This window comes from Amycolatopsis sp. WQ 127309, from assembly GCF_023023025.1.
In the GTDB taxonomy this organism is placed as follows: Bacteria; Actinomycetota; Actinomycetes; order Mycobacteriales; family Pseudonocardiaceae; genus Amycolatopsis.
In genome coordinates this window covers 3,195,212-3,220,757 of the sequence record NZ_CP095481.1, presented here as the reverse complement: position 1 = coordinate 3,220,757, position 25,546 = coordinate 3,195,212, and the positions used below count along the sequence as shown (strand labels likewise).

Annotated in this window: 28 protein-coding genes; 4 read left to right on the top strand and 24 right to left on the bottom strand. The window is 71.4% G+C overall.

The window, feature by feature from the left end; translation table 11 throughout:
- Nucleotides 1-7 precede the first annotated feature (7 nt).
- A complete protein-coding gene (locus MUY22_RS15015) occupies nt 8-490 on the bottom strand; it encodes an Lrp/AsnC family transcriptional regulator (protein WP_247060317.1) in 483 nt (160 codons plus the stop codon).
- A gap of 282 nt (nt 491-772) precedes the next feature.
- Here MUY22_RS15015 and MUY22_RS15010 point away from each other — a divergent pair, with 282 nt between their 5' ends.
- Both MUY22_RS15010 and MUY22_RS15005 read left to right on the top strand, forming a co-directional pair.
- A complete protein-coding gene (locus tag MUY22_RS15010; RefSeq protein ID WP_072474890.1) occupies nt 773-985 on the top strand; it encodes a BldC family transcriptional regulator in 213 nt (70 codons plus the stop codon).
- Nucleotides 986-1,146: 161 nt separating this feature from the next.
- A complete protein-coding gene (locus tag MUY22_RS15005) occupies nt 1,147-1,332 on the top strand; it encodes a hypothetical protein (RefSeq protein ID WP_247060316.1) in 186 nt (61 codons plus the stop codon).
- A 587-nt stretch (nt 1,333-1,919) separates the two neighbouring features.
- Here MUY22_RS15005 and MUY22_RS15000 read toward each other — a convergent pair.
- The 5 genes from MUY22_RS15000 to MUY22_RS14980 all read right to left on the bottom strand — a co-directional run bounded on the left by MUY22_RS15000 (nt 1,920) and on the right by MUY22_RS14980 (nt 7,838).
- Nucleotides 1,920-3,278, bottom strand: a complete 1,359-nt coding sequence (locus MUY22_RS15000; protein WP_247060315.1) for a MinD/ParA family protein — start codon at nt 3,276-3,278, stop codon at nt 1,920-1,922.
- Nucleotides 3,279-3,366: 88 nt separating this feature from the next.
- A complete protein-coding gene (ccsB, locus tag MUY22_RS14995) occupies nt 3,367-4,335 on the bottom strand; it encodes a c-type cytochrome biogenesis protein CcsB (protein ID WP_247060314.1) in 969 nt (322 codons plus the stop codon).
- 3 nt (nt 4,336-4,338) lie between these two features.
- Entirely contained in the window at nt 4,339-5,934 is a 1,596-nt protein-coding gene (locus tag MUY22_RS14990; RefSeq protein WP_247060313.1) for a cytochrome c biogenesis protein ResB, read from the bottom strand.
- Nucleotides 5,931-6,704, bottom strand: a complete 774-nt coding sequence (locus MUY22_RS14985; RefSeq protein ID WP_247060311.1) for a cytochrome c biogenesis CcdA family protein — start codon at nt 6,702-6,704, stop codon at nt 5,931-5,933. The genes MUY22_RS14990 and MUY22_RS14985 overlap by 4 nt, the downstream gene beginning before the upstream one ends.
- A gap of 72 nt (nt 6,705-6,776) precedes the next feature.
- Nucleotides 6,777-7,838 (bottom strand): NAD(P)/FAD-dependent oxidoreductase, encoded by a 1,062-nt coding sequence (locus tag MUY22_RS14980; RefSeq protein WP_247060309.1) that lies wholly within the window; start codon nt 7,836-7,838, stop codon nt 6,777-6,779.
- A gap of 80 nt (nt 7,839-7,918) precedes the next feature.
- On the opposite strand from MUY22_RS14980, the gene MUY22_RS14975 reads away from it, so the two are divergent.
- Nucleotides 7,919-8,470, top strand: a complete 552-nt coding sequence (locus MUY22_RS14975) for a TetR/AcrR family transcriptional regulator C-terminal domain-containing protein (RefSeq protein ID WP_247060308.1) — start codon at nt 7,919-7,921, stop codon at nt 8,468-8,470.
- A 100-nt stretch (nt 8,471-8,570) separates the two neighbouring features.
- Here the strand turns inward: MUY22_RS14975 and MUY22_RS14970 are convergent, their stop codons facing one another.
- The 4 genes from MUY22_RS14970 to hemL all read right to left on the bottom strand — a co-directional run bounded on the left by MUY22_RS14970 (nt 8,571) and on the right by hemL (nt 11,542).
- Nucleotides 8,571-8,960 (bottom strand): hypothetical protein, encoded by a 390-nt coding sequence (locus tag MUY22_RS14970; RefSeq protein ID WP_247060307.1) that lies wholly within the window; start codon nt 8,958-8,960, stop codon nt 8,571-8,573.
- Nucleotides 8,961-9,048: 88 nt separating this feature from the next.
- A complete protein-coding gene (locus tag MUY22_RS14965) occupies nt 9,049-9,621 on the bottom strand; it encodes a TlpA disulfide reductase family protein (RefSeq protein ID WP_247060306.1) in 573 nt (190 codons plus the stop codon).
- Nucleotides 9,618-10,244: a histidine phosphatase family protein gene (locus tag MUY22_RS14960; RefSeq protein WP_247060305.1), complete on the bottom strand. Its 627-nt coding sequence runs from the start codon at nt 10,242-10,244 to the stop codon at nt 9,618-9,620. Before MUY22_RS14960 ends, MUY22_RS14965 begins: the two co-directional genes overlap by 4 nt.
- Nucleotides 10,241-11,542 (bottom strand): glutamate-1-semialdehyde 2,1-aminomutase, encoded by a 1,302-nt coding sequence (hemL, locus tag MUY22_RS14955; RefSeq protein ID WP_247060304.1) that lies wholly within the window; start codon nt 11,540-11,542, stop codon nt 10,241-10,243. The genes MUY22_RS14960 and hemL overlap by 4 nt, the downstream gene beginning before the upstream one ends.
- Nucleotides 11,543-11,660: 118 nt before the next feature.
- Between hemL and MUY22_RS14950 the strand changes: the two genes are divergently transcribed.
- On the top strand, nt 11,661-12,137 hold the full coding sequence (locus MUY22_RS14950; protein ID WP_247060303.1) for a TspO/MBR family protein: 477 nt from the start codon (nt 11,661-11,663) through the stop codon (nt 12,135-12,137).
- Here the strand turns inward: MUY22_RS14950 and MUY22_RS14945 are convergent.
- From MUY22_RS14945 to MUY22_RS14880, 14 genes are all read right to left on the bottom strand, one after another.
- Nucleotides 12,134-12,766, bottom strand: coding sequence for a hypothetical protein (locus MUY22_RS14945; RefSeq protein ID WP_247060302.1), 633 nt, complete (start codon nt 12,764-12,766; stop codon nt 12,134-12,136). The genes MUY22_RS14950 and MUY22_RS14945 overlap by 4 nt on opposite strands.
- A 10-nt stretch (nt 12,767-12,776) precedes the next feature.
- Entirely contained in the window at nt 12,777-13,982 is a 1,206-nt protein-coding gene (locus tag MUY22_RS14940) for an ABC transporter permease (RefSeq protein WP_247060301.1), read from the bottom strand.
- The gene (locus MUY22_RS14935; RefSeq protein ID WP_247060300.1) at nt 13,979-14,692 is read right to left on the bottom strand and encodes an ABC transporter ATP-binding protein; all 714 of its coding nucleotides are present in this window, start codon (nt 14,690-14,692) and stop codon (nt 13,979-13,981) included. The genes MUY22_RS14940 and MUY22_RS14935 overlap by 4 nt, the downstream gene beginning before the upstream one ends.
- Nucleotides 14,689-15,978 carry an efflux RND transporter periplasmic adaptor subunit gene (locus MUY22_RS14930; protein ID WP_247060298.1) on the bottom strand — a complete coding sequence of 430 codons (1,290 nt, stop codon included), beginning with the start codon at nt 15,976-15,978 and terminating at the stop codon, nt 14,689-14,691. Before MUY22_RS14930 ends, MUY22_RS14935 begins: the two co-directional genes overlap by 4 nt.
- A 62-nt stretch (nt 15,979-16,040) precedes the next feature.
- Nucleotides 16,041-16,379 carry a hypothetical protein gene (locus tag MUY22_RS14925; RefSeq protein WP_247060296.1) on the bottom strand — a complete coding sequence of 113 codons (339 nt, stop codon included), beginning with the start codon at nt 16,377-16,379 and terminating at the stop codon, nt 16,041-16,043.
- Nucleotides 16,380-16,392: 13 nt separating this feature from the next.
- A complete protein-coding gene (locus MUY22_RS14920) occupies nt 16,393-16,839 on the bottom strand; it encodes a hypothetical protein (protein WP_247060294.1) in 447 nt (148 codons plus the stop codon).
- Nucleotides 16,836-17,378 carry a hypothetical protein gene (locus MUY22_RS14915; protein ID WP_247060292.1) on the bottom strand — a complete coding sequence of 181 codons (543 nt, stop codon included), beginning with the start codon at nt 17,376-17,378 and terminating at the stop codon, nt 16,836-16,838. The genes MUY22_RS14920 and MUY22_RS14915 overlap by 4 nt, the downstream gene beginning before the upstream one ends.
- A gap of 17 nt (nt 17,379-17,395) precedes the next feature.
- Nucleotides 17,396-18,367: a porphobilinogen synthase gene (gene hemB / locus MUY22_RS14910; protein WP_247060290.1), complete on the bottom strand. Its 972-nt coding sequence runs from the start codon at nt 18,365-18,367 to the stop codon at nt 17,396-17,398.
- Between the two features lie 148 nt (nt 18,368-18,515).
- Entirely contained in the window at nt 18,516-20,048 is a 1,533-nt protein-coding gene (locus tag MUY22_RS14905) for a bifunctional uroporphyrinogen-III C-methyltransferase/uroporphyrinogen-III synthase (RefSeq protein ID WP_247060288.1), read from the bottom strand.
- 84 nt (nt 20,049-20,132) lie between these two features.
- On the bottom strand, nt 20,133-21,062 hold the full coding sequence (hemC, locus tag MUY22_RS14900; RefSeq protein ID WP_247060286.1) for a hydroxymethylbilane synthase: 930 nt from the start codon (nt 21,060-21,062) through the stop codon (nt 20,133-20,135).
- A gap of 21 nt (nt 21,063-21,083) precedes the next feature.
- Complete coding sequence (locus MUY22_RS14895; protein ID WP_247060284.1) at nt 21,084-22,391, bottom strand: glutamyl-tRNA reductase; 1,308 nt, start codon at nt 22,389-22,391, stop codon at nt 21,084-21,086.
- A gap of 73 nt (nt 22,392-22,464) precedes the next feature.
- A complete protein-coding gene (locus MUY22_RS14890; RefSeq protein WP_247060282.1) occupies nt 22,465-23,394 on the bottom strand; it encodes a redox-sensing transcriptional repressor Rex in 930 nt (309 codons plus the stop codon).
- A gap of 262 nt (nt 23,395-23,656) precedes the next feature.
- Nucleotides 23,657-25,222, bottom strand: a complete 1,566-nt coding sequence (locus MUY22_RS14885) for a molybdopterin-dependent oxidoreductase (protein WP_247060280.1) — start codon at nt 25,220-25,222, stop codon at nt 23,657-23,659.
- A gap of 82 nt (nt 25,223-25,304) precedes the next feature.
- Nucleotides 25,305-25,544, bottom strand: coding sequence for a glutaredoxin family protein (locus MUY22_RS14880; RefSeq protein ID WP_247060279.1), 240 nt, complete (start codon nt 25,542-25,544; stop codon nt 25,305-25,307).
- Between the last annotated feature and the right edge of the window lie 2 nt (nt 25,545-25,546).

Sequence of the window (25,546 nt, the reverse complement as noted above, 5' to 3'; positions counted from 1 at the left end):
ACGCAGGTTACGCCCCGCCCGGCCGGTCCTTTTCCACGCCCGCGCCGGCCGCGTTGTTCGGGCGGCCCTCGAAGCGCGTCGAGAGCACGACGGTGGTGTTCGTCCGCCCGACGCCGGGGATGCGCCGGAGCCGGCTGAGGGTCCGCTCCAGCTCATCGACGGTCGGCACGCGCACCTTGACGACGAAGGCTTCGTCACCCGCGACCGCGTAGCAGCTCTCGACCTCGTCGAGCTCGCCGAGCGCGTCGGCGACGTCTTCGTCCGTCGCCGTGTCCGTCGGATGGATGCCGACGAGGGCGGTGACGCCGAGCCCGACCGAGCTCGGATCGACGACCGCGTGGTAGCCGGTGATCACGCCGGCGGCCTCCAGCTTGCCCACGCGCTCGTGCACCGACGAGGCGGACAGCCCGACGGCCCGCCCCAGATCGGCATAGGTGGCCCGTCCGTTGATGCGCAACGCCGCGATGATCTTCCGGTCCAACTGATCCACGGCATCACTCTATGCGGTTGGACAATCCCCCATTGGCACCACGCCTAGCACCCACTGGACAGGGGATGTCTCGTCTTCGCACGTCAAGTAACCGGATCTGATAGTTGCACACCGTAAGCAACCTGTCCGTTTTGACCTTTAAGGGCTCTTTACTCTTTGACAACCGTTCGAGTACCTGACGGGTGAAGTGCAACGATTGCCGTGTTGGCTACCCCGGCGCGACGGGCCAAAATGGCCCGGATTGCCTCCGGTATAGCAGTGAGGGCGTTAAGGAGGCGGAAAATGACCGCGACGATGGGCGGACGACTGCTCACCCCAGGCGAGGTGGCAGCACTGTTCCGGGTGGACCCGAAGACGGTCACCCGGTGGGCGACGGCAGGTCGCATCGGCTCGATCCGGACCCCCGGCGGGCACCGCCGGTTCCGCGAGTCCGAGGTCAACGAGCTCTTGGCCGAGCTGACCACGGACGCGAGCGAACCGGCTCGCAAGGCCTGAACCATCCAGCAGCCTGGGCCGTGTCGGGTACGGGGTACTCCCCCGCCCCCGCACACGGCCCGGTTTGTTTCCGGGTGCCACACCGCAACGCGGCGTGCCGCCCGCAGCCCGCGCGGACGGGTAACCTCGGGGGACTGGCAAGCCAAGCGGAAGGATCCGGCATGCTCGCTCTGCTCGCGGCCGTCGGCGCGCTGGTCGTCGCCCTGCTCCTGTGGCGGTCGTTCGCCGGCCAGCGGATCGGAGTGCCCTCGACCCCGCGGCGCGCCCCGATCGCTCCGGACGACGACCCCGACTTCCTGCGCCAGCTGTCCGAACAGCAGCGAAAACGCCGGGACGAAGACCTCTAGGCCGCCCTCGACGTTCGGCTGACCCGAGACCCGCAAGCCCGGGCCCGGTCTTTACGCGACCCCACACGGATCCCGCGCGCACCGGCCGGAATTCGTGCGCTCCGGCCCAGACCCCGCGTGACTCAGCCCGGACCCCGCGTGATCCGGGCCGTGACTCGCGTGATTCAGCCCGTATCTCACGTGGTCCAGGCCGGAACTCGCCAGTTACGGGCCCAATCACGCGAGTCACGGCTCTGATCACGCCAGTTACGGGCCCGATCACGCGAGTTGCGGGTCTGGTCACGAGACCTGCGGCTCTGCATCGGCCGAGCCCGCCGCCAACCAGGGCCTCGGCAGGCCGCACTTACGGACGGCAAAACCGTGCCCCGCGAACCGACGCCAAGACCTCAGGTGACCCAGCCGGAACTCGCGTGATCCAGCCCGTAACTCGCGTGATTCAGCCCGGATCCCGCGTGATTCGGGCCGTGACTCGCGTGATTCGGGCCGTGACTCGCGAGTTACGGCCTCAATCACGGCAGTTACGGGCCTGGTCACGCGAGTTGCGGGTCTGGTCACGCCGGTTACGGCGGTGGTCACGCGAGTTGCAGCTAGCGGTACTGCTGTGAAAGCGGGGTTGCGAAGCCGTCGGCGACTGTGGCCGCCAGGTCCAGCAGGGCCAGCCGGGTGTCGCCGCCCAGGCGGTCCAGCTCGATCTCCGCGCCCTCCTCGAGGTGCGGGTCGAACGGGACCTGGCAGACCGCGCGGACCTTGGCGCCGAAGTGGGCCGACAGCTTGTCGAGGTCGACCGAGCCGCCCTTGGGACGCACCGAGTTGATCACCGCGACCGAGCGTTTCACCAGCTCGCCGTAGCCGTGGGCCTCGAGCCAGTCCAACGTCGCCGAGGCGCTGCGGGCGCCGTCGACCGAGCCCGACGAGACGACGACCAGCGCGTCCGCGACGTCCAGGACGCCCTTCATCGCCGAGTGCATCAAGCCGGTGCCGCAGTCGGTGAGCACGATGTTGTAGAAGTGCTCCAGCAGGTTGACCGTGCGCCGGTAGTCGTCCTCGGAGAACGCCTCGGAGACGGCCGGGTCCTGCTCGCTGGCGAGGATCTCCAGCCGGCTGGCGCCCTGGGACGTGTAGGACCGGACGTCGCTGTAGCGCGTGATGCGGGCCGCGTCGCGCAGCAGGTGGCGGACCGTCGCCGTGGTCTCCAGCGGGATCTTCTGCGAGAGCGTGCCGCGGTCCGGGTTGGCGTCCACCGCGACCACGCGGTCGCCGCGCAGCGAAGCGAACGTCGCGCCCAGCGTCGTCGTGACCGTGGTCTTGCCGACGCCGCCCTTCAGCGACAGCATCGCGATCTTGTAGCACCCGCGCAGCGGCTGGTTGACCCGCGCGATGAGGTCACGGCGCTGGGTGTCGGCCGGGCTCTCCCCCGGGTTGACGAGCTTCCCGGTGCCGACGTAAACGGCCTTGCGCCAGCCCGACTGCGGCGGCCGCTTGACCTGCTTGACCAGGTGCGCCGTGGACAGGTCGTGGCCGTGGCCGCCCTGCGGCTGCGGCGCGGCGTGCCGCCCGCCCTGGGGCTGCGGCAGGCCGGACGGCTGCTGCTGGGGCTGCTGCTGCGGGTACTGGGCCTGCGCCTGGTACTGCTGCGCGGGGTCGCCGTACTGCGGCTGCAGCGGCGGGAGGTTCTGGTCGTAGCCGTACTGCGTCGGCGGGCTCTGGGGCACCTGGTGCGGGCCCGAGACGGCCGGGTTCGGCACCTGGTGCGGCCCGGACGCGGCCGGGTTCGGCGGCGGCGCGACGGCCTGCGTCGGCTGCACGTCGAACGCGCCTGACGTCTCCGGGTGCGGATGCGAGTCCGTCCGGTCGTCGGCGAACAGGCTTCCCGGCGCCTCCGGCTGCTGCGGGGCAGCGGCCGGTTCGGCGTGGCCAGGAGCCGATTCTTCGCTGGGTCCGGTCACCGGTGTAAACCTCCGCGCACTCCGCCCGACATCACTACCCCTGAAGCTCTCCCCGATGACGACGGTAGTCGGCGTACCCGCAGGTTGCTCAGCCCACCCCGGCGTAGGAGTGCAAGCCCGCGGTGACGAGGTTCACGAAGAACAGGTTGAAGATGATCGCGGCGAACCCGACGATGTTGATGGCCGCCGCCCGGGCGCCGCGCCAGCCGGCCGTCGCGCGTGAGTGCAGGTAGGCCGCGTAGACGACCCACGCGATGAACGCGACGGTCTCCTTGGGGTCCCAGCCCCAGAACCGGCCCCAGGCCGACTCGGCCCAGACGGCGCCGCAGAGCACGCCGAAGGTGAAGACCGGGAACGCGAAGATCGTCGTCCGGTAGGCGATCCGGTCGAGGACGTCGGCCGCGGGCAGCTTCGAAGCGAAGCGCGCGAACTTGGTGTTGTCCTTGTCGTAGGCCGCGCGGAACAGGAACAGCACGCTCGCCACGCCCGGCACCAGGAACACGCCGGAGCCGATGATGGCCGCCGAGACGTGGATGGCCAGCCAGTACGACTGCAGCGCGGGCTGCACCGGCGCCGCGATCGTGTACAGCAGCGTGCCGTTGATGAACATCAGGATCACGACGGGCAGCAGCAGGAAGCCGGTGAGGTGCCGGACCGGGAACTTCCACATCACGATCAGCCAGGTGACCACCGTGATGAAGGTGACCGCCATGCCGTACTCGTACATGTTGCCCCACGGCGCGCGGTGCACGGCGAGCCCGCGCAGCACGATCGCCGACAGCTGCAGCAGCGCGCCGAGCACCAGCAGCGCCGCGCCCATCCGGCCGATCCGCTCGGGTCGCCCGACCGGGCGCTGCTCGGCCTGGATCTGCTCGATCGGCGGTCCGCCGGCCCCGACGAGCTCACGCGCCCGCAGCTTGGCCCGCTCGGTGGCGAGCCGGCCCTTGGCGCCGAAGCCCTGCTCGATCAGGGAGAACATCAGCGCGACGACGTAGATCGCCGCGGCGGTGGTGTACAGCCAGTCGCTGTACTGCGACAGCGTCTCGTTGATCGGCATGCCTCAGCCCTTCTGACCACTGATCAGGCGTTCGCTGATCCGGTGGAACTCTTCGCCGTACCCGGCCTGATCCGTGCGGGCCAGCCCGGCGACCTCGATCACCGTACTCGGCTCGCTCTCGGTCCCCGGCTTCACCCGGACCCACAGCCGACGCCGCTTGACCAGCAAGGACGCGCCGAGGCCGAGGAACATCGAGATGGCGAACCCGAGCACGAAACCCTGCGTCGGGTCGTGGGAGACCTGGAGCGAGACCCAGCGGCCGACGCCGTCGAAGCGGACCTTCGTGCCGTCGTCGAGCTTGATCTCCTGGCCGACCTTCATGTTCTCGCGGGCGATCTTCTTCAGCCGCCCGTCGTCGACCATCGACTGGTCGACCTCGAACACCGACTGGCCGCGCCCGGCGTCCAGCCCGAGGTCGCCGCGCAGGATGTCGACGGCGACGGCGGGGTCGGTCAGCTGCGGCGCCGACGACGTCAGGACGTTGCCGTGCAGGAACGACGTCGGCGCGAACAGGCCGGTGATGGCCAGCTGGCGGGTCCGCCGCTGCACCTCGTCGGTGACGCCGGGCTGGTCGAACTTCGTCGCGCCCTCGGCGAGCATCGTGGTCGGGTCGACCGTGCGCCACTGCGTGTTCTGGGTGCGCTGGGTGCCGTCCGGGAAGGTCACCGTGAACTTCGGCGAGTAGCCCTGGCCGAGCAGGTAGACGCGGTCGCCGACGGTGCGCAGCGGCGAGTTGACCTCGAGGCCGTACGGGCGCCAGGTGTTCGTGTCGAGGTCGGCGCCGGACTGGTACTCGATGTTCGAGTGGTAGTACTCCGGCTCGCCGGCGTCGGTGTAGCGCGCGGTGAAGTCGTCGATCTTCACGCAGAACGGGTCGAGGTCGGTGCCGTCGACGCGCAGGCCCGCGTTGAAGGAGTCGTAGTTGTAGATGCCGGAGTTGCAGAACGTGCTGCCGTCGGCCTGGACGATGACCTGGCCTTCGTAGCCGTACAGCTTGCCCAGCGCGAAGAACACGATCAGGCCCAGCATGCTGAAGTGGAAGACCAGGTTGCCGGTCTCGCGCAGGAACCCGCGTTCGGCGGAGATCGTGCGGACGCCGCCGGCCTCTTCGCGCTCGACGCGCCGCCAGCCGGACAGCTGCTTGTGGACGGCGGCCAGCTCGGCGGCGACGTCCTGCTTGCCGCGGCCGAGCCGGTAGTGCGGCATCCGCGCCAGGTTGCGCGGGGTCAGCACCGGCTTGGCGCGCATCGCCTTGACGTACTCGAAGCTGCGCGGCGTCAGGCAGCCGATCAGCGAGATCATCAGCAGCAGGTAGATCGCCGAGAACCAGATGCTGGAGTAGACGTCGTAGAACTCGAGCTTGTCGAGCAGCGTGCCCCACCAGCCGTGCGCGCTGATGTACTCGTCGACCTTGGGCGCGTTGAGCTTCCGCTGCGGCAGGAGCGCGCCGGGCAGCGCGGCCAGCGCCAGCAGGAACAGCAGGACGAGCGCGGTGCGCATCGACGTCAGGCCGCGCCAGGTGTTGCGCACGAAGGCGAAGGTGCGCTTGGCGGGCGTGGGCCCTCGCGGGGCCGCGGGCGGCGCTTCCGTGGTCGTCACAGCGGCAGCCTCAAGTCGCCGGCCAGTTCGTTGCGGAGGAAGCCCATCAGATCTCCCCAGACGCCGGTGACCAGCAGGATGCCGACGATCATCAGCAGCGCGCCGCCGAAAACCTGCACCTGACGGCCGTGGCGGCGCAGCCAGTCGGTGGCGCGCACGGCCCAGCGGGCGCCGAGCGCGATGAGCAGGAACGGCAGCCCGAGGCCGAGGCAGTAGACGGCGATCAGCAGGTAGCCGCGGGCCTCGGCGCCGCCGGTCGCGCTGGCCAGCGTCGTGACGGCGGACAGCGTCGGGCCGATGCACGGCGTCCAGCCGAGGCCGAAGACGGCGCCGAGCACCGGCGCGCCCCAGATGCCGCCGCCGGGCACGCGGTGCGAGCGGAACTCGCGCTGCAGGCCGGGGATCCAGCCGAGGAACACCAGCGCCATCGCGATGGTGAGGACGCCGCCGATGCGCTGCAGCAGGTCCTGGTTGAGGGTGAGCGTGTCGGCCAGCCAGACCAGCGTGCCCAGGGTGGCGACGAACACGACGGTGAACCCGAGCACGAACAGCAGCGCGGCGCCCAGGACGGCCCAGCGGCCCTGCTTGCGCTCCTCGCCGGCGCGGACCGCGGGCGCGTCCGCGCCGACGAGCGCGGCGAGGTACGCGAGGTACCCCGGCACCAGCGGCACCACGCACGGCGAGGCGAAGGAGATCGTTCCGGCCAGCAGCGCGACGCCCGCGGCGAGCAGCAGCGGTCCGGAGATCGCCAGCTCGGTAACGGAGTTCACGGGATTGAGGGTAGGCAGTGAGGTCCCGGTGAGAACTCCGGGGCCGGTTCACAGGACCTACCTCACAGCAGTTCAGGACCTTGGTCCCGCCCGTTCCGGGAGAAACTGGTCAAGCACGGCGACACTGTGCTCGACGGCCTGGGCGCCGTAGGCGAGCATCTGCGTCTCGTACTCCTCGACGGCTTCGGGGACCGCCTTCTCGACGAGCAGGTCCCGCAGCAGCCGCGCGTCGTACAGCGCCGTGTTGGCGCCGTTGCCACCGCTGGGCGACGTCGCGTGGATCGCGTCGCCGAGGAGCGTGACGCGGCCGGGCGCCCACCGCCGTTCCGGCCGGACGACCCGGATCGACAGCGCCGCCGAGTGGGCCGGGTCGGCCGCCTCGACCAGCGCGCGGACCCGCGGGTGCCAGCCCTCGACGGCCTTCGCCGGGACGTCCGGCGCCGGCAGCAGCACCCAGCGGACGTAGTCGGGTGTGCCGGGCAGCTCGACGCCGAACTCGAGGCCGGCTTCGCGCGGCGGACGGCGGAAGCGCATCAAGCCGAGCATGAGCTGCACCGCGCCGTCGCTGACGCCGGTGCCGAAGCCGGGGACGAGCGACGCGAACTCCGACGTCAGCGTGGTGCGGCCGACGACGCACCGGACGCCGGTGTCGCTCGGCCGGAGGTCCGGCGCGAGCTGGGCGCGGACCGCGGAGGTGATGCCGTCGGCCCCGACGATCAGGTCGGCGTCGACGTGGGTGCCGTCCGCGAACCCGGCCCGGGTGCCCCGGTAGCCGGTGAACCGCTTGCCGAAGCGGACGTCGAGGCCGTCGAGCAGGAGGTGGCGCAGCACGTGCCGGTCGACGGCGATCGCGGTCATCGGCTCGAGCTCGCGCAGCTGCCGGAGCCGGCTGTCGTGGAAGACGCGGCGGCCGTGAAGGTCGCCCGTGACGGCGTCCAGCAGCGGGTGCAGCCGGTCGGGCAGGCAGGCGAGCAGGGCTTCGCGGCCGGCGTCGGCTAGGCCGATCCGGTAGCCCTGGAAGCGGGCGCGGACCCCCGGGTCACGTTCGAACACCTCGACGTCGATCCCGGCTTTCCGCAGGCCCTGGGCCAGGCACAGGCCCCCGAGCCCGGCTCCGATCACGGCGACTCTCATGGTTCCTCCCCGGTTTATTGAACACTGCTCAAGTTACCTGAACAACGCTCAAGTGCGCCAGGCGTGGTGAACTTGTCCCGATGCCTCTGAACCAGGCGGTGGTGCTGGACGCCGCGATCGAATTGCTCGACGAGACCGGGCTGGACGAGCTGACCACCCGCAAGCTCGCCGACCGCCTCGGCGTGCGCGTCGGCGCGCTCTATTGGCACTACGCGAACAAGCAGGCGCTGCTGGACGCGGTCGCGGAGCACATGCTGGCGGTGGCGTCCCGCGGGCTGAGCGCGTCGGGAACGTGGCGGGAGCGCGTGACGGCGTTCGCGAACGCCCACCGCGAGACGATGCTCGCCCACCCGGACGGCGCCCGGGTCATCGCGACGATGAGCGTCCCCGGGCCGGCCGCGCGGGAGTTCCTGGGGCACCTGCTGACCACGCTCGCCGCCGCCGGGATGGCTTCACCGGAGCGCGAGGCGTGCGCGGACGTCGTGACGAGCTACGTGAACGGCTTCACGGTCGAAGAACAGGCCCGCCGCACGGCCGTGCCCCGCTCGCTGCGGGACACGGCCTTCGCGACGGGCCTGTCCGTGGTCATCGACGGCCTGGCCGCCCGGGTCGGCCGCGCCGAAAAGCCGTGAAGGCCTCCTTCGCGGCTCTTACGGCCGGTAAGGAGGCCTTCACGGCTTTCACGGGTCTCGCGGGTCTCGCGGGTCTCGCGGGTCTCGCGGGTCTCGCGGGTCAGAGGTAGAGCTGGCCGCCGTCGGCGAGGACGCCGCCGATGCGGGGGCCGTAGTTGCCGTACTCCTGGGTGTTCAGCTCGTACTGGCCGGTGCTGGTCACCGTCTCGTACGTGACGTACGGGTAGCAGCAGTTGCCGATGTACAGCTGGTCGCCGTACTGGGCGCCCGACAGGTTGCCGTGCACCAGGCCGTTGCCGGTGTTCTGCCACAGGCGGAGCGTCCGGCCGTTGCCGCTCGTCTGCTTGAGCAGCGTGAATCCCTGGACCGTGACCGGTGCCGCCGAAACGGCCGGTGCCGTCGCAGCAGCGGGTGCCGCCGAGGCGGGCGCCGACACGGTCGTGGTCACGGCGAAGGCGAGGAACGCCACGGCCGCCAACTTCTTCATCATGAGAAACCCCCCTGGGTTCGGACAAAACGATCACCGGGAACGTACCGGGAACCGCGCCGTCGGTGGAGGGGTTTCAGCCTGGGCTGAATCAGGTGTGTTCCGCCGCCAGCCGCTGGGTGACCGGTAGCAGGTCCTGGGCCAGCACCGGGCGCAGGAACACCGCCGCCACGCGGTGCTGCTCGTCCAGCACGATCGTCGACGGGATGATGTTGCGCGGGTAGCCGCTCAGCTTGAGCAGCACCCGGCCGTCCGGGTCGTAGATCGACGGGTACGTCAGCCCGCGGTCGCGGACGAAGTCCTGTGCGGCGTCACGCGCCGGGTCGCGGACGTCGATGCCGACGACCTGCACCTCCGGCGCCTGCTTCGCGAGGCTCTCCATCTCGGGCGCCTCCGTGCGGCACGGCCCGCACCACTGGCCCCAGAGGTTGAGCACGACGACCTTGCCGGGGAAGTCCGCCAGCGACAGCTGCTTGCCCTCGTTCATCAGGTCGTCGCCGGAAAGGACGGGCGCGGTCTGGCGCCGGTCGACGTCGTAGGTGATGTCGACCTGGCCGCCCGGGGAGACGAACGTGAAGCTGCTCCCCTGGACGACCGCGTCCTTGCCCGCGCTGCACCCCGCGATCAGGCCCAGCGCGGCCAGCGTGACGAGGAGCCGTTTCATGCCCCGGTCACCTTCGGGTCGGTGGATCCCGCAGGCTCGCTGTAGACGATCTCGCGCAGCTCGTCGCCGTCGAAGACCAGGCTGGTCAGCGAGGCCAGCGAGCACTGGCGACGGCGCGGGTCGTGCCACAGCTTCTTGCCCTCGAGGAACCGCCGGAGCGTCCAGATCGGCAGCTGGTGCGAGACACACAGCGCCTCGTGGCCCTCCGCCGCGTCGCGCGCGCGGTGGACGGCGCCGAGCATCCGGTGCGCGATCTCCAGGTACGGCTCGCCCCACGACGGCTTGAACGGGTTGGTCAGCTTCGACCAGTGCTTCGGTTCCCGCAGCGCGCCGTCACCGACCGCGACGTGCAGGCCCTCGAACTGGTTGCCGGCCTCGATCAGCTCCGCGTCGGTCGCGATGTCGAGGCGGTGCGCGGCCGCGATCGGCGCCGCCGTTTCCTGCGCCCGCTGCAGCGGCGACGCGACGACGTGCACGAGGTCGTGGCCCGCGACGGCCTCGGCGACGGTCAGCGCCTGACGCTGGCCGCGCTCGGAGAGCCGGTAGCCGGGCAGCCGGCCGTAGAGGATCTTCTCGGGGTTGTGGACTTCGCCGTGGCGGAGCATGTGGACGACGGTGGTCACCGGACCGCTCCGGCCGCCGCCTGCGCCGCCGCGGGCAGCGCCGCTTCGATCACCGAGAACGCTTCGTCGTCCATGGCCGCGTTGACGAACCAGGCCTCGTACGCGCTCGGGGGCGCGTACACGCCGCCGTCGAGCAGCGCGTGGAAGAACGGCGGGAAGCGCCAGGTCTCGGACGCCTGCGCGCCCGCGTAGTCGCGGACCGCCGGCTCGCCGAAGAACACGCTCACCAGGTTGCCTGCGTACTGGACGCTGTTCGCGACGCCGGCTTCGCTCAGCGCGAGGCGGAAGAGGTTGCCGAGGCGCTTCGCGTTGGCGTCGAGCGCCGCGTACACGGCCTGGTCGGCCGCGCGCAGCGTCGCGAGGCCGGTGGCCACCGCGACGGGGTTCCCGGACAGCGTCCCGGCCTGGTAGACCGGCCCGCCCGGGGCGAGCTTGGCCATGATGTCGGCGCGGCCGCCGAACGCCGCCGCCGGCAGGCCGCCGGACATCACCTTGCCGAACGTGTACAGGTCGCCGGCCACGCCTTCGAGGCCGAACCAGCCCGCGCGCGAGACGCGGAACCCGGTCATCACCTCGTCCATGACCAGCAGCGCGCCGTGCTCGTGGGCGATCTCCAGCAGGCCCGCGTTGAAGCCCTCGTCCGGCGCGACGGCGCCCATGTTGCCCGCCGCGGCCTCGGTGATCACCGCGGCGATCGTGTCCGGATTGTCCACAAAGGACTGCCGGACGGCGTCGAGGTCGTTGTAGGGCAGCACGATCGTGTCAGCGGCCTGGGCGCCGGTGACGCCCGGCGACGTCGGCAGCCCGAGCGTCGCGACGCCGGAGCCCGCCTGGGCGAGCAGCGCGTCGACGTGGCCGTGGTAACAGCCGGCGAACTTGACGATCTTCGCGCGGCCGGTGAACCCGCGGGCCAGCCGGATCGCGCTCATCGTGGCCTCGGTGCCCGAGTTGACCAGCCGGACCCGCTCGACGGGCTCGACCCGGCCGATGATCTCCTCGGCCAGCTCCACCTCGCCGATGGTCGGCGTGCCGAACGACAGCCCGGACGTCGCCGCCTCGCGCGCCGCCTCGACGACCGCCGGGTGCGCGTGCCCCAGGATCATCGGGCCCCAGGACGACACCAAGTCGACATAGCGGTTCCCGTCGGCGTCCCACAGGTGCGGGCCCTCGCCGCGGACCATGAACCGCGGGGTGCCGCCGACCGAGTTGAACGCCCGGACCGGCGAGTTCACCCCGCCCGGGATGGCCGCCTTCGCGCGGTCGAACCATGCCTTGGACTGCTCGGTTCCAGTGCTCACCTCCCCAGTCTCGCAAACCCGGGCTCCGGGCCGCCGACCCCCGTCACCTGCAACTCGGGGTGCGCGCGAGCGTCACGGCCCTAAGATGGCCGCACGCCGCCCGGGAGGGGAACAACCGGTGACCGAACGTGCGCCCCAGCGCAACCCGTGGCTGGTGCTGGCCTGCTTCCTCGGCGTCGTCGCCGTGGTCGCGGCGGTCGGCGCCCTGGCCGCGACGTCGTCGAAGGAGATCTACGAGCGCTTCGACCTGCCGTCGTGGGCGCCGCCGGTGTCGCTGTTCGGTCCGGTGTGGACGGTGCTGTACGTCACGATCGCGCTGTCCGGCTGGTGCTACTGGCGCACCGACGGCGAGAACCGCGGGTTCGCCGCGTACGGCATCGGCCTGCTGGTCAACCTGCTCTGGCCGCCGCTGTTCTTCGAGGGCGGCGCCGCGGTGCTCGCCCTGCTCGACATCCTGGTGCTGGACGTCGTCGTGCTCGTGACGATCGTCCTGTTCGCCCGCCGGTCGAAGCTCGCGGCCGCGTTGCAGGTGCCCTACCTCGCCTGGATCCTCTTCGCGACCGCGCTCAACACCGCCATCGTGGCGCTCAACTAGCGTGCGGCCTGCTGGGTGATCGCCTGCGCGGCGACCGTGCCGTCGTCGCCGGCCTGGCCCTGGACGGTCACCGTCGAGCCCGGCTTGAGGTCGGCGAGCTTGCCCGGCTGGGTCACGCCGACCGTCGTCGAGTCCGATGTGGACACCTTGACGTCGGTGCCCTGCGCGGTCTTCACGTAGACGGTGGTGCCGTCGACGTGGTCGACCGTGCCCGTGGTGCCGCGCCCGCCGGCGCCGCGGAAGCCGCCGCCCTGCTGGCCCGTGCCGGTCCCCGCCTGGGTGCCGCCTTGAGTACCACCCTGCGTGCCGCCCGCCTGCGTACCGCCGAAGCCGCCGCCCTGACGCCCGGCCGGCGCGCCCGACGAGCCCGAGCCCGAGCCGAACGCGGCGTGCGTCCAGGCGCCGCCGGCGAACACGGCCGCGAGCACCACCAGCCCGGCCAGCACCATCGTGGCGCGGGAGAACGGCTTGGCCGCGCGGCGCATCTCGGCGTTCAGGTCACCCTCGACCGCCGGGCTGGCGACGATCTGCTCCGCCGTCGGCTCGGCGGGTGCCGCCGGTTCGACGGCCGGGAGCACCGCCGTCGGCTCGTCCCCCGGGCCGGGCGGCGGGGTCGTCGTGGAAGACATCGGTGACTCCTTATTCGTGACGCAGGGCGTCGATCGGCCGCAGCTTGGCGGCCCGGTTCGCCGGGAAACTGCCGAAGAACAGCCCGATCAGGGCGGATACCGCGAAGGCGAGCAGGATCGACGAGGGCACCACGACCGGCTTGATCCCGGAGATGGTGAACCGGCTGCCGATCAGCCCGATCGCGACGCCGAGCAGCCCGCCGAACAGGCTGAGCATGGTCGCTTCGGCGAGGAACTGGCCGAGGATGGCCGCGCGCGGGGCGCCGATGGCCTTGCGGATGCCGATCTCGCGGATCCGCTCGGTGACCGTGACGAGCATGATGTTCGTGACGCCGATGCCGCCGACGAGCAGCGAGATCGCCGCGACGGCCGCCAGCAGCACGGTGAACGTCTCGGTCGCCGACGTCCGCGTCGCGAGCAGCTGCTCGGAGTTCTGGATCTGGTAGTCGGCGGTGCCGCCGAGCCGGATGCCGTGGCGCGCGTTGAGGATCGCGGTGATCTCGGACTGCGCCAGCGTGACGGAGTCCGCGCTGGTGGCCTGGACGGCGATCTGGCTGAGGCTGCCGTACCCGGCCAGCGAGTTCTGCACGGCCGAGATCGGCGCGATCGCGACGTCGTCGGCGTTCTGCAGCCCCGTGCTGCCCTTGGCCTGCAGCACCCCGACCACGGTGAACTGGATGCTGTTGAGCAGCACGTTCTGGCCGACCGCGTCGGTACCGCTGCCGAAGATCGACTCCGCCGTTGTCGGGCCGAGCACGACGACCTTGCGCGCGGCCGTGACGTCCTCGCTGGTGAACAGCGCGCCGTCGGCGATGTCGCGGTTGGTGGTGGTGAAGTACGCGGGCTCGGTGCCCGCGACGGTCGAGATGTCGTACGACGTCTGCCCGTAGGTCGCGGTGGCCGTCGTGTTCACGACCGGCGACGCGGCCTTGACGTCGGGCGCGCCGATCGGGTCGACCAGCGCGTGCGCGTCCTGCACGGTCAGCGGCCGGGCCGAGGCGCCCTGCCCGCCGCCGCGCGCCGGGGAGACGTTGACGACGTTGGTGCCGAGGCCCTGGATGCTCGCCGCGATGGCCGCCGAGGCGCCGTTGCCGACCGCGACGAGCAGGATCACCGCGGCGACGCCGATGGTGATGCCGAGCGTGGTGAGCGAGGAGCGCAGCTTGTTCGCCGTGAGCCCGCGCACGGCGAAGCGCAGGACTTCGAAGAGGTTCACGACGCGGCCCCCACGACACCGGAAGCGCGGGTGACGTCATCCGCGACGATCAACCCGTCGTCGACCCGGACGACCCGGCGCGCGTGCGCGGCGACCTCGTCCTCGTGCGTGATCACGACGATGGTGCGGCCGAGCCGGTTGAGCCGGTCGAACACGCCGAGGACGTCCTCGGTGCTGCGGCGGTCCAGGTTGCCGGTCGGCTCGTCGGCGAGCAGCATCGCCGGCCCGGTGACCAGCGCCCGCGCCACGGCGACGCGCTGGATCTGGCCGCCGGACAGCTCGCTCGGCAGGTGCTTGGCCCGGTCGGACAGCCCGACCATGTCGAGCGCCGCGAGCGCGCGGCGTCGGCGTTCCGACCGGCGAAGTCCACTGTAGACAAGTGGAAGCTCCACATTGGACAAAGCCGACGTCCGGGGCACGAGGTTGAACGACTGGAAGATGAAACCGATCTTCCGGTTGCGCAGCAAGGCGAGCTGGCGTTCGTTGAGCTTGCCGACGCCGAAGCCGTCCAGCAGGTACTGGCCGGACGTCGGGACGTCGAGGCAGCCCAGCATGTTCAGCAGCGTCGACTTGCCCGAGCCGGACGCGCCCATGATCGCGACGTACTCGCCGGGCCACACGGTGAGCTCGACGCCGCGCAGGGCGTGCACCGCGGTGTCCCCCGCGCCGTAGGTCTTGCGCAGTCCGGAGACCGCGATCACCGGGTTCATCCGCGTCCGCCGAAGCCGCCGCCGGCGCCCGTGCCGCGCTGGCCCCCGCCGGGCACGCCGCCCGTCCCGCCGCCCGGGAACCCGCCGGTGCCACCCGTTCCCCCGGTGCGGCCGGTGCCACCGGCGCCGGTCGCGGCCGTCGCGGTGAGCACGACGTTCTCGCCCTCGGTCAGCCCGGACGTGATCTGCACGGTCGACTCGCCGCGGATGCCGATCTGCACCTGGCGCGCGACGTTCCGGCCGTTCTCCTGCACGGTGACGATGTTGGTGTTGCCGGCGGTCGTCACGGCCGCGGCCGGCACGCTCAGCGCGTTCTGCGCCTCGGCGACGGTGATCACGACGCTGGCCGACTGCCCGGGCCGCAGCCCGTCCGGCGGGCTGGTGAGCGCGAGCTGCGCGCCGTAGGAGACCACGCTGCCGCTGGTCGTCGGGGTCAGGTTGATGCTGGAGACGGTGGCCTGGATCGGCTTGTCCGGCAGCGCGTTGAGCGTCACCGTGGCCTTCTGGCCCGCCTTCACCTTGCTGACGTCGATCTCGGCGACCGAGGTGGTCACGACCAGGCCGCTCATGTTCGTGATGGTGATGAACCCGGTGCTGCTGGAGCTGCTGGACGACGCCGCCGAGCTGGAGTTCGACGAGCCCTGGCCGCCTTGACCGCTGGTCGAGGTCTGCGAGCTGCTCGCCGAGCCGCCGCTCGAGGACTGCTGCCCGACCGTGCCGTTGACGGCGGTGACGGTGCCCGCGCCGGGCGCGTAGAGCGAGGTGTTGTCCAGCGCGGTCTGCGCGGTCTGGACGTCCAGCTCGGCCTGGTCGAGCTTCGCCTGCGCCGAGGTGACGCTGTTCGCGGCGGCCTGGGCGCTGTTCTGGCTGTTCTGGCTGTTCTGGCTCGTCGCCGGGGTGTCCTCGGCGGTTTCGGCGCTGTCGAGACTGTCTTGCGCCACCGAGCGATTCGCCTTCGCGACCTGAAGCTGCTTCGCCGCCTGCGTGCTGTCGACGGTCGCGAGCTTCTGGCCGGCGCTCACGACGTCGCCGACCTTGACGTCGATCGACGTCACCTTGCCGGCCGTCGTGAAGTTCGCCGCGCCCGTGTAGCTGCTGGCGAGCGTCCCGGCGGCGGAAATCGTCTCGGAGACCGTCGCCCGGCGCACCTGCGTGCTGCGGGTCTGGGCCTGAGCCGTGTTCGAAGCCGGGGTAAAGGCTTGGTATATCCCGAATCCCGCCCCGGCCAGTAGCACGATCAGAGCACCGTTGATCACCCATGCCCTGGAGGCACGCACCCGCGTCATGCGGCAACAGTGCTGCCGCCGCTTAGCAATTGACTGTTCGTTCCCTGTGGAGGAGCTGTGTATCAGTCCGGCTGCTTTTGGGGGCGCGCACGCAGCGCGAGAGAGAGCTGACGGACCGCGTCCACCAGCAGGATCGCGGCCACGACGCCGAGCCCGATGGCCGCGGCGAGGTGCCCGCCGAAGTACCGGTGCGACTCGAGGACGGCGCCGTCGTCGGTGCGCGTCACCACGGTGGCCATGCCGCTGTGCCAGAAGGCGTAAACGCCCCAGCCGGCCGCCACGGCGAGCACGACCTCCAGAACGGCGACCAGGATCCGCCACGGCTTGTGCAGCCGCGCGGCGGACCCGGATTCATCCGGCGGCCAGAGCTCGGCCCCGGTGGGCTGCGGAAGGTCGATCACGGAGAGGATTTTCTCACGTCTCGCGCGGCGTCGCCCGGACGAGGCGGTCCAGCGCGTCCTGCAGGGCCTCGACGTCCTTCGCCCACGCCAGCACCACCGTGCCGTCCGCCAGCTTCAGCGGGAGCGAATCGTACTTGCGCGGGACCGACCAGCCGCCGCCGAGCACGCGGGCGCCGACCGGTGTGCCGACGTCCGTCACCGACTCGAGCTCGGCCGCCTGGACCTTCTCGCGGCCCTGGCGCAGCTGCTTCGTCGTGACTTCCAGCGAGAGGAACCGGCGCCGCGCGTAAACCCACGGGATCGTGATGACGCACAGGCCGAACGCGACCAGCAGCCAGCCCACGAGGTGCACCGGGCCACCCGTCACCAGCTCCGCCAGCGCCCCGACCACGGCGAACACCGGGCCCCACACGATGGCGACCCAGCTCACGCCGGACTCGGCGTAGAGCCGGTCGCTCACGGGCGCTTGCCGGCCTTCGGGAAGTAGCCCGCCACCGACGGCAGGTACAGCAGCACCAGCGCGACGACGAACACCAGCACCGCGGCCAGCGTCAGGAAGTTGATGATCGGCGCGATCACCATGATCAGCACCAGCATCACGATCGGCAGGATGGTGAGCACCGTCCGGGCCGAGCGGGTGCCTTCGCGCGCCTTGTACGCGAACAGCAGGAACAGCAGCACGAACACGACCGAGCCGCCGAGCAGGTACCACAGCAGCGTCGTGACGCCGTCCGCGATCATCTGCGGCGAGTACTTCGAGTCCTTGGTGCCCTCGACGAACTGCGCGATGACCGCGGACTTGCTGCTGAGCAGCTGGACGTAGCTCAGGATCAGCAGCACGCCACCGCCGAGCCACAACCAGAACGACCACCACACCGGCCGCGGCGGGGCGGCCTTCGGCGCGGCCTGTCCCGGCATGACCGGATCCGGCGCGCGGCCCAGTTTGCGGCGTTCGTCGTCGGTGAGACCGCTGAGGTCGTCAGTGTCTTTATCGGTCACGCGAGGACTCTAACCGGTCAGTCCAGCCACGCAGCGGCTTCGGCTGCCCAATACGTCAGGATCATGTCGGCGCCGGCCCGGCGGATCGACGTCAGCACCTCGAGGACGGTCCGCTCGCGGTCCAGCCAGCCGTTCGCCGCGGCGGCTTCGACCATCGCGTACTCGCCGGAGATGTTGTAGGCCGCCACCGGCACCGGGGAGATGTCCGCGGCCGCCTTGAGGACGTCCAAATAGGACAGCGCGGGCTTGACCATGATCATGTCCGCGCCCTCGGCGAGGTCCAGCTCGATCTCGCGCAGCGCCTCGCGGGCGTTGCCCGGGTCCTGCTGGTAGGTCTTGCGGTCGCCCTTGAGCTGCGAGTCGACGGCCTCGCGGAACGGGCCGTAGAACGCGCTGGCGTACTTCGCGGCGTACGCGAGGATGGCCTTGTCGCTGTGGCCGACCTCGTCGAGCGCGCGGCGGATGACGCCGATCTGACCGTCCATCATCCCGGACGGCCCGAGCACGTGCGCCCCGGCTTCGGCCTGCGCGACGGCCATCTCGGCGTAGACGCGCAGCGTGGCGTCGTTGTCGACCCCGCCGTCGGCGTCGAGGACGCCGCAGTGGCCGTGGTCGGTGAACTCGTCGAGGCAGGTGTCGGCCATCAGCACGGTGGCGTCACCGAGTTCGGCCCGCAGGTCGCGCAGGGCGACGTTGAGGATGCCGCGCTCGTCGACGGCGCCCGAGCCCTCGGCGTCACGGGTCTCGGGAATGCCGAACAGCATCAGCCCGCCGACCCCGGCGTTGACCGCGTCGACGGCGGCCTTGCGCAGGGTGTCCCGGGTGTGCTGCACAACGCCCGGCATGCTCGAAATCGGCCGCGGCTGATCAAGCCCTTCGGCGACGAACATCGGGAGGATCAGCTGGCGTGGCCGCAGCGTCGTTTCACCGACCAGCCGGCGCATAGCGGGCGTGGTCCGAAGCCTGCGGGGACGATGCTCGGGGAACACCCCTCCAAGCTACTCCGCGCCCCCTCGCCGAAGACCCGCAAGGGTGCTCAGCGGCCACTTTCGTCGGTGACCGGCGGCCCGGAAAGCCGTGAAGGCCCCCTTCCCGGCGGTAAGAGCCGGTAAGGAGGCCTTCACGGACCAACGAACCTCAGGACCTGCGGGCCCGCTTCGCCTTGCGGGGCGGCGGGAGGGCGCCCTCCGCGCGGAGGCGCGCGGCGTGCTCGGCCAGGGCGTCCACCAAGTGGGGGACGTCGGCCTTCTCCGGCTGGACGTCGACGCGGAGGCCGAACTCCACTGCCGTCTCGGCCGTCTTCGGGCCGATGCACGCGACCAGCGTGCGGGTGTGCGGCTTGCCGGCGATGCCGACCAGGTTGCGCACGGTCGAGGACGAGGTAAAGCAGACCGCGTCGAAACCGCCGGTCTTGATCATCTCGCGGGTGTCGGCCGGCGGCGGCGCCGCCCGGACGGTCCGGTAGGCCGTGACGTCGTCGATCTCCCAGCCGCGTTCGCGCAGGCCGGCCGACAGGGTCTCGGTGGCGATGTCCGCGCGGGGCAGCAGGACGCGGTCGACCGGGTCGAGCACGTCGTCGTACGGCGGGAACTCGGCCAGCAGGCCTTCGCTGGACTGCTCACCCTCGGGCACCAGCTCGGGGATGATGCCGAACGAGCGCACCTTCTCCGCGGTGGCCGCGCCGACGCAGGCGATCTTGACGCCGGAGAACGCGCGGGCGTCCAGGCCGAACTCCTCGAACTTCTCCCACACCGCGCGGACCGCGTTGGTGGAGGTGAAGACGATCCACTGGTAACGGCCGTCGACCAGGCCCTTGACCGAGCGCTCCATCTGCGCCGGGCTGCGGGGCGGCTCGACCGAGATGGTGGGCACCTCGTGCGACGTCGCGCCGTGGCCGCGCAGACGCTCGGCCATCTCGCCGGCCTGCTCCTTGGTGCGCGGCACCAGGACCTTCCAGCCGTAGAGCGCCCGCGACTCCCACCACGACAGCTTCGAGCGCTGCCCGGCGGCCTGGCCGATCGTGACGATCAGCGGCCCGACGAGCTCGCCGGCGTCGTTGGCGACCTTCTCGAGCGTGGTGTCAAGGGTGCGCTGGGTGTTGATGGTGCCGTTCGCCGTCACCGCGACCGGCGTCGACGCGGGCAGGCCGTGCCCGGTCAGCGCCGAAGCGGCCTCGGCGAGGTGCGCCGACGACGCGTGCAGCACCAGCGGGCCCGGAGCCGCGGCCAGGGCCGCCCAGTCGACGTCACCGCGGACGTCGACCTCGGTGTGCGTGCCGCCGAGCGCGACGCCGGCGTACGCCGGGACGGCCGCGCCCGGGGACACACCCGGGATGACGTCGAACACGGCGCTCGTGCGGGCGACCGCCTGCACCTCGGCCACGACGGCCGGGGTGGTCAGCGGGTCGCCGGCGATCAGGCGGAGCACCAGCCGGCCGGCCTTGGCCTCGTTGGTCAGGTCCTTGGCGACCTCGGTGGCCTCGCCGACGGCGGGGCGGACCTCGGCGCCTTCGGCGGTCATCGCCAGGACGGCCTGGGGCACGTCCGGGTCGGTCACCACGACCTCGGCCTTGGCCAGCAGTTCCTGGGCACGGACCGTGAGCAGGCCGGCGTCGCCGGGCCCGGAGCCCACGAACGCTACGCGCCCGGTGGTCTTTCGCGCGGGGGTCATCTGTGCGTTTTCTCCTCTTGCGGCGGCCGTGCGTGATGGCACGGGCGCAGGTCTCCTACATCTTGAGAAGCGCTCGTGAAAGCGCTACTGCGCGGGTCCGGAGAGGGCTCCGGCTCCGAGGTCCAGCAGCTCTGCGGCCAGGTCCTTGCCCAGCTGGGCGGCCTGGTGCTTGTCGGCCAGCGCGATGGCCCGGACCATGTCCACCACGCCTTCCTCGCCCTCGATCGCGGCGGTGCCGCGCAGCGAGATCCGTTCCACGACCTTGCCCTCGGCGTCGAGATCTTCGACGATCTCGGCGAGCGCGCCCACGGGCGAGCTGCACCCCGCCTCGAGCGCGGCCAGCAAAGCACGCTCGGCCGTCACCGCGGCCCGCGTGCCCTCGTCGTCCAGCGTGGATGCGAGCAGGTGCTCGAGGTCCACGTCGGCGGTCCGGCACTCCACCGCCAGCGCGCCCTGTGCGGGCGCGGGCAGCATCTGGATCGGGTCGAGGGTCTCGGTGATGACCTCGACCATGCCGACCCTGGCCAGTCCGGCACGTGCGAGCACCACGGCATCCAGCTCGCCGTCGGTGACCTTGCGCATGCGGGTGTCGATATTGCCGCGAATCGGCACGATTTCCAAACCGAGACCCAGCGCGCGCAGCTGCGCGGTGCGCCGCAGCGAGCCGGTGCCCACCGTCGCGCCCGGCGGCAGCTCGCCGAGAGTCAGCCCGTCACGCGCGATCAGCGCGTCCCGCGGGTCCGCGCGCGGCGGCACGGCGGCGAGCGAGATGCCCGGCTCCGGCGCGGTCGGCAGATCCTTGTACGAGTGGACGATGACGTCGACCTCGTTGCGCAGCAACGCTTCCCGCAGCGCGGAGGTGAACACGCCGACGCCGATCGTCGGGATCGGCGCCATCGACTTGTCCCCGGGCGTGGTCACCGTGACGATCTCGACCTCGGCGCCGGTGGCGCGCAGGGCGTCGGCGACGTGCCCGGTCTGGGCGAGCGCGAGCTTCGATCCGCGCGTACCCATGCGAATGACTCTGGTCACTTACTACTTCTTCTCTGGTGGGGGCGTCGGGCTCGCCACCGCGGCGGGTGCCTGCGGGTCGAGGCAGAACAGTTCGCGCAACGCGTTCGCGTAGTCGGTGTCGGCCGTCTCGGCGGCCAGCTGCTTGACCCGCACCGTCGGCGCGTGCAGCAGCTTGTCGACCACCCGGCGGACCGTGCGGCCGACCTCTTCGCGGACGCCCGGTTCGAGATCGGGCAGCCGGTGGTCCAGCCGCAGCAGCTCGGCGTCGACGACCTCGGCCGCGCGCTTGCGCAACGCGGTCACCGTCGGGGTGACCTCGGCGCTGCGCTGGCCGGCGAGGTACTCGCGCACCTCGTCGAGCACGATGCCGGTGGCCTTCGCCGTCTGCCGGTCAGTGGTCGGGGTGCCGGCTTCACGCATCCGGCGCTGGACGGTCGCCAGGTCGACGACGCGCACGCCGTCGAGCTCGCCGACCGCCGGGTCGACGTCGCGGGGCAGACCGAGGTCGCAGACGACCAGGGCGCGGCCCCCGCGGGGCAGGACCTGCTCGGGGCCGAACACGGCGTCCTGCGCGCCGGTGCAGCAGATCACGACGTCGGCGTCACGCACCGCGTCGGCGACCTGGGACAGCGCGATCGCACGGGCGGGCACGCCCTGCTCGGACACGTTCGCGGCGAGCCGGCGCGCGCGGGCGTCGGTGCGGTTGGCGACGGTGATCTCGCCGATGCCGGCCTTGCGCAGCTGCGACGCGCTCAGCGCGCCCATCGAGCCGGCGCCGACGATGACGGCGTGCTTGCCGGTGACGTCCCCGGCCGCGGCGAGCGCTTCGGACACGACCGACGCGCCCAGCTGGTCGAGGCCGGTTTCGGTGTGCACGCGCTTGCCGACGCGCAGCGTGGTCTGGATCAGCTCGTGCAGCGTGCGGCCGACCGTGCCGGCCTCGCGCGCGGTGGCGTAGGAGGAGCGGATCTGGCCGAGGATCTGCGTCTCGCCGACGACCATCGAGTCCAGGCCGGAGGTGACCGAGAACAGGTGCTCGACCGCGGCGCCGGCGTAGTGCACGTACAGGCTGTCGTACAGGTCGGCGGGCGTCATCCCGGCCTGGCGGGCGAGGACTTCCGAGACGTCGTTCAGGCCGCCGTGGAAGGTCTCGACCACCGCGTAGACCTCGATGCGGTTGCACGTCGAGACGAGCATGACCTCGCTGATGTGCTCGGCCTGCTGCAGCTCGTCGAGCACCTTGCCGATCTCGGGCGCCGGTACCGCGACGCGTTCCAACGTGCTCAGCTCGGCGCTGCGATGGGACAAGCCCACTGCCAAGACGCTCATGCCGTCACCTCGCTGACGCTCGGTGAGCGCCTAAGCGGCTGCGCTGTGTTGAATGATTCACTCGCAGGCTCGCTCATGAGCGCACCACCACTTCCCGTCCGCCGTCCGGACCCGCGCCGTTCCGTCCGCTGCTCTTGCCATTGTCGGACGGCAGACCCGCTGCGGGTAATCCGGAATTGCCCTGGTTGCTCGCAGCATCATCCGCCCGACGGGCTACGTGAAATGACAGTATCTGCAGCTCGACGGCCAAATCCACCTTGCGGACCTCGATGTGAGCAGGAACTTGCAGCACGACGGGAGCAAAGTTGAGGATGCACTGGACGCCGCCGGCGACCAGGCGGTCGCACACCGACTGCGCCGCGGTGGGCGGGGTGGCGATCACGCCGATGGAGATCCCGCGCTCGGCGCAGACCCGCGGGATGTCGTCCATGTGGGAGACCGGCAGGCCGCCGACCGGCACGCCGATCAGGTCCGAGTCCAGGTCGAACAGGGCCTCCACCGGGAACCCGCGCCCCGGGAAGCCGCCGTAGTTGGCCAGCGCGTGACCGAGGTTGCCGATCCCGACCACGGCCACTTTGTGCTGCCGGGTCAGGCCGAGGATCCGCTCGATCTGGCTGACCAGGACGCTGACCTCGTAGCCGACGCCGCGGGTGCCGTAGGAGCCCAGGTACGAGAGGTCTTTGCGCAGCTTCGCGGAGTTGACGCCGGCGGCCTGCGAAAGCTCTTCGCTCGAAACGGTCGTCGCGCCCTGTTCCGACATCGCGGACAGCACGCGGAGGTAGACGGCCAACCGGGCGACGGCCGCTTCGGGGATCTGCTTCGCCCGGACGGCCTCGGGGGCATCCCCGTTGCCGTTGGCGCGGCCGTTCACGGCGGCCGCGGGCACGGCGGGCATCTCGGCCGTCGGCGCGTTGTCGGCGTCCGGCGTGTCCGGCCGGCGGGACCGCCGTGGCGGCCGGCCGGCGGAGTCCGCTCCGTCACGCCCCCCGCGCTGTGTCACCACGCCGTGTCTCCTGCCCGCTGCGCACCTGCCGGCCATCGCCGCGACCGTTCGGAACTGTGTCTTGACCCAGGGCCCGGCGTCCGGTTCGATGCCGGACCACCGGGAGGCGATGGTCCTACGGTAGTCCACTTGTGAACGCACGCACAAAGTCACTGGTCGGAGGCGGTTCGGCACCCCCCGAGTGTGCGCGCGGGCGGCCGCGGCGGCCTCAAGCGCGGGTCGATCGGGCCGGATCACCGGCCGCACAAGGGTTTCCGGGTCGTCAGTGCGCGTCGAGGGTGACGGAGTGCCAGCCGGTGGCGCCGTCGGGCACCGGGTCGGCGGTGTTCTCCGTCTGGGTGTAGCCGTCCTGGTCGGTGGCCCGGACGAACGCCTGGTGCGTGCCGCCGGGGACGTCGAGCTCGAGCCACCAGAGGCGCCAGGTGTCCTTGCTCACCTCCGCCGAAAGGGTGGCTTCGCGCCACTCGCCCTGGTCGAGCCGGACCTCGACCTTCGCGATGCCGGTGTGCTGCGCCCACGCCGTGCCGGCCAGCCGGACCTTGCCCGCGGTGACCTTCGCGAACCCGGTCGGGGTGTCGATCCGGGACTCGGTCTTGATCGGCGCCTGCTCGGCCCAGCCGCGGTTGAGCCAGTACGACTGCCGCGCGTCCCACTTGGTGAACTCGAGGTCCTTGACCCACTTGGTCGCGGACACGTAGCCGTAGAGGCCGGGGATGACGATCCGCGCCGGGAAGCCGTGCTCGACCGGCAGCGGCTCGCCGTTCATCCCGATCGCGAGCATCGCGCCGCGCGCCGGGTCGAGCGCGACGTTCGCCGGGGTGCCGCAGGTCCAGCCGTCGACGCTGGTCGCGAACATCTGCTCGGCGCCGGTCTGCACGCCGGCTTCGTCGAGCAGGTCGACGAGGTCGACGCCGATGAACGACGCGTTCGAGATCAGGTTCCCGCCCACCTCGTTGGACACGCAGGTCAGCGTCACCCGGCGCTCGACGAGCGGCCGGTCGCGGATGTCCTTGTAGGTGAAGTTCACCTCCTGGTCGACCATCCCGTGGATCTTCAGGCCCCAGTCCTCGGTGCGGATCTGCGGCACGACCAGTGCGGTGTCGATCCGGTAGAAGTCCGCGTTGGGCGTGATGAACGGCGGTGAGCCGAGCTTGACGAAGTCGGCGTCGGCGGGCAGCGGCGGCGCGGTGCGCGCGGGCACGAGCGGCCCGACGGCGGCCCGCGAGTCCTCGGCGTTCGTGCTGGTCCCGGCCACTTCGCCGACCACGGCGGCGACGCCGGCCCCGGCCGCGATGCCGACGCCGGTGCGGATGAACTTCCGCCGGTCGAAGCCCCGGTCGTAGCGGGCGAGCTCGGGCGGCAGCACGAGGCGGTGCAGCATTGTGAACACGGTCAGCCCGGCGACGAGCGCGGCGACCGGCGCGAGCAGCGAGACCTGTCCGAGGTCGGTGCGCACGAACACGGCGGCGATCCCGGCGGCGCCGAGCAGCCCGACGAGCACCTGCCCGGCCAGCGGCTTGCGCCGGGACAGCTGCCCGGCGGCCACCGCGAACAGCACCAGCACGACGGCGAGGCCGAGCTTGAGGATCGGCTTGTCCCAGGTGCCCAGCGTCCGCTCGGCCCACTTCACGATGCCGGTCGGGCTGTGGTCGACGACGTAGTTCGCGACCGCGATGAACGGCGAGGCCGTGTAACCGACGAAGCCCGCGACCAGGTGCCCGACGCCGAGGGCGGCGGCCAGGGCGAGAAGGCCGATCAGCGTCGCGACCGGCAGCGAAAGCCGCCTGGGCGCCTCGGGCGGGGCAGGCGCGTCCTGCAAGGTGCTCACCCCTCCATCTTCGGAGCGGTAGGCCGTTCGGGTGGGGCTTCAGTGCTTACGGACGTGTTACGGCTTCACCAAGCCGGGACGTTCAGGACGAAAGCGCCTTGCGCAGCCGGTCCTCTTCGACGCGCCAGTAGCCGTGCTCGGCGCCGTCGACCAGGATCACCGGGACGCGGTCGCCGTACTCCGCGCGCCACTCCGGGTCCGTGTCGACGTCCTCGGACTTCCACGCGACACCCAGCTCGCCGCAGATGCGGGCGACGTCGGCCTCCGCCACCTCGCAGAGGTGGCAGCCGACCCGGCCCATGACCGTCACTTCCTGTGCCATGC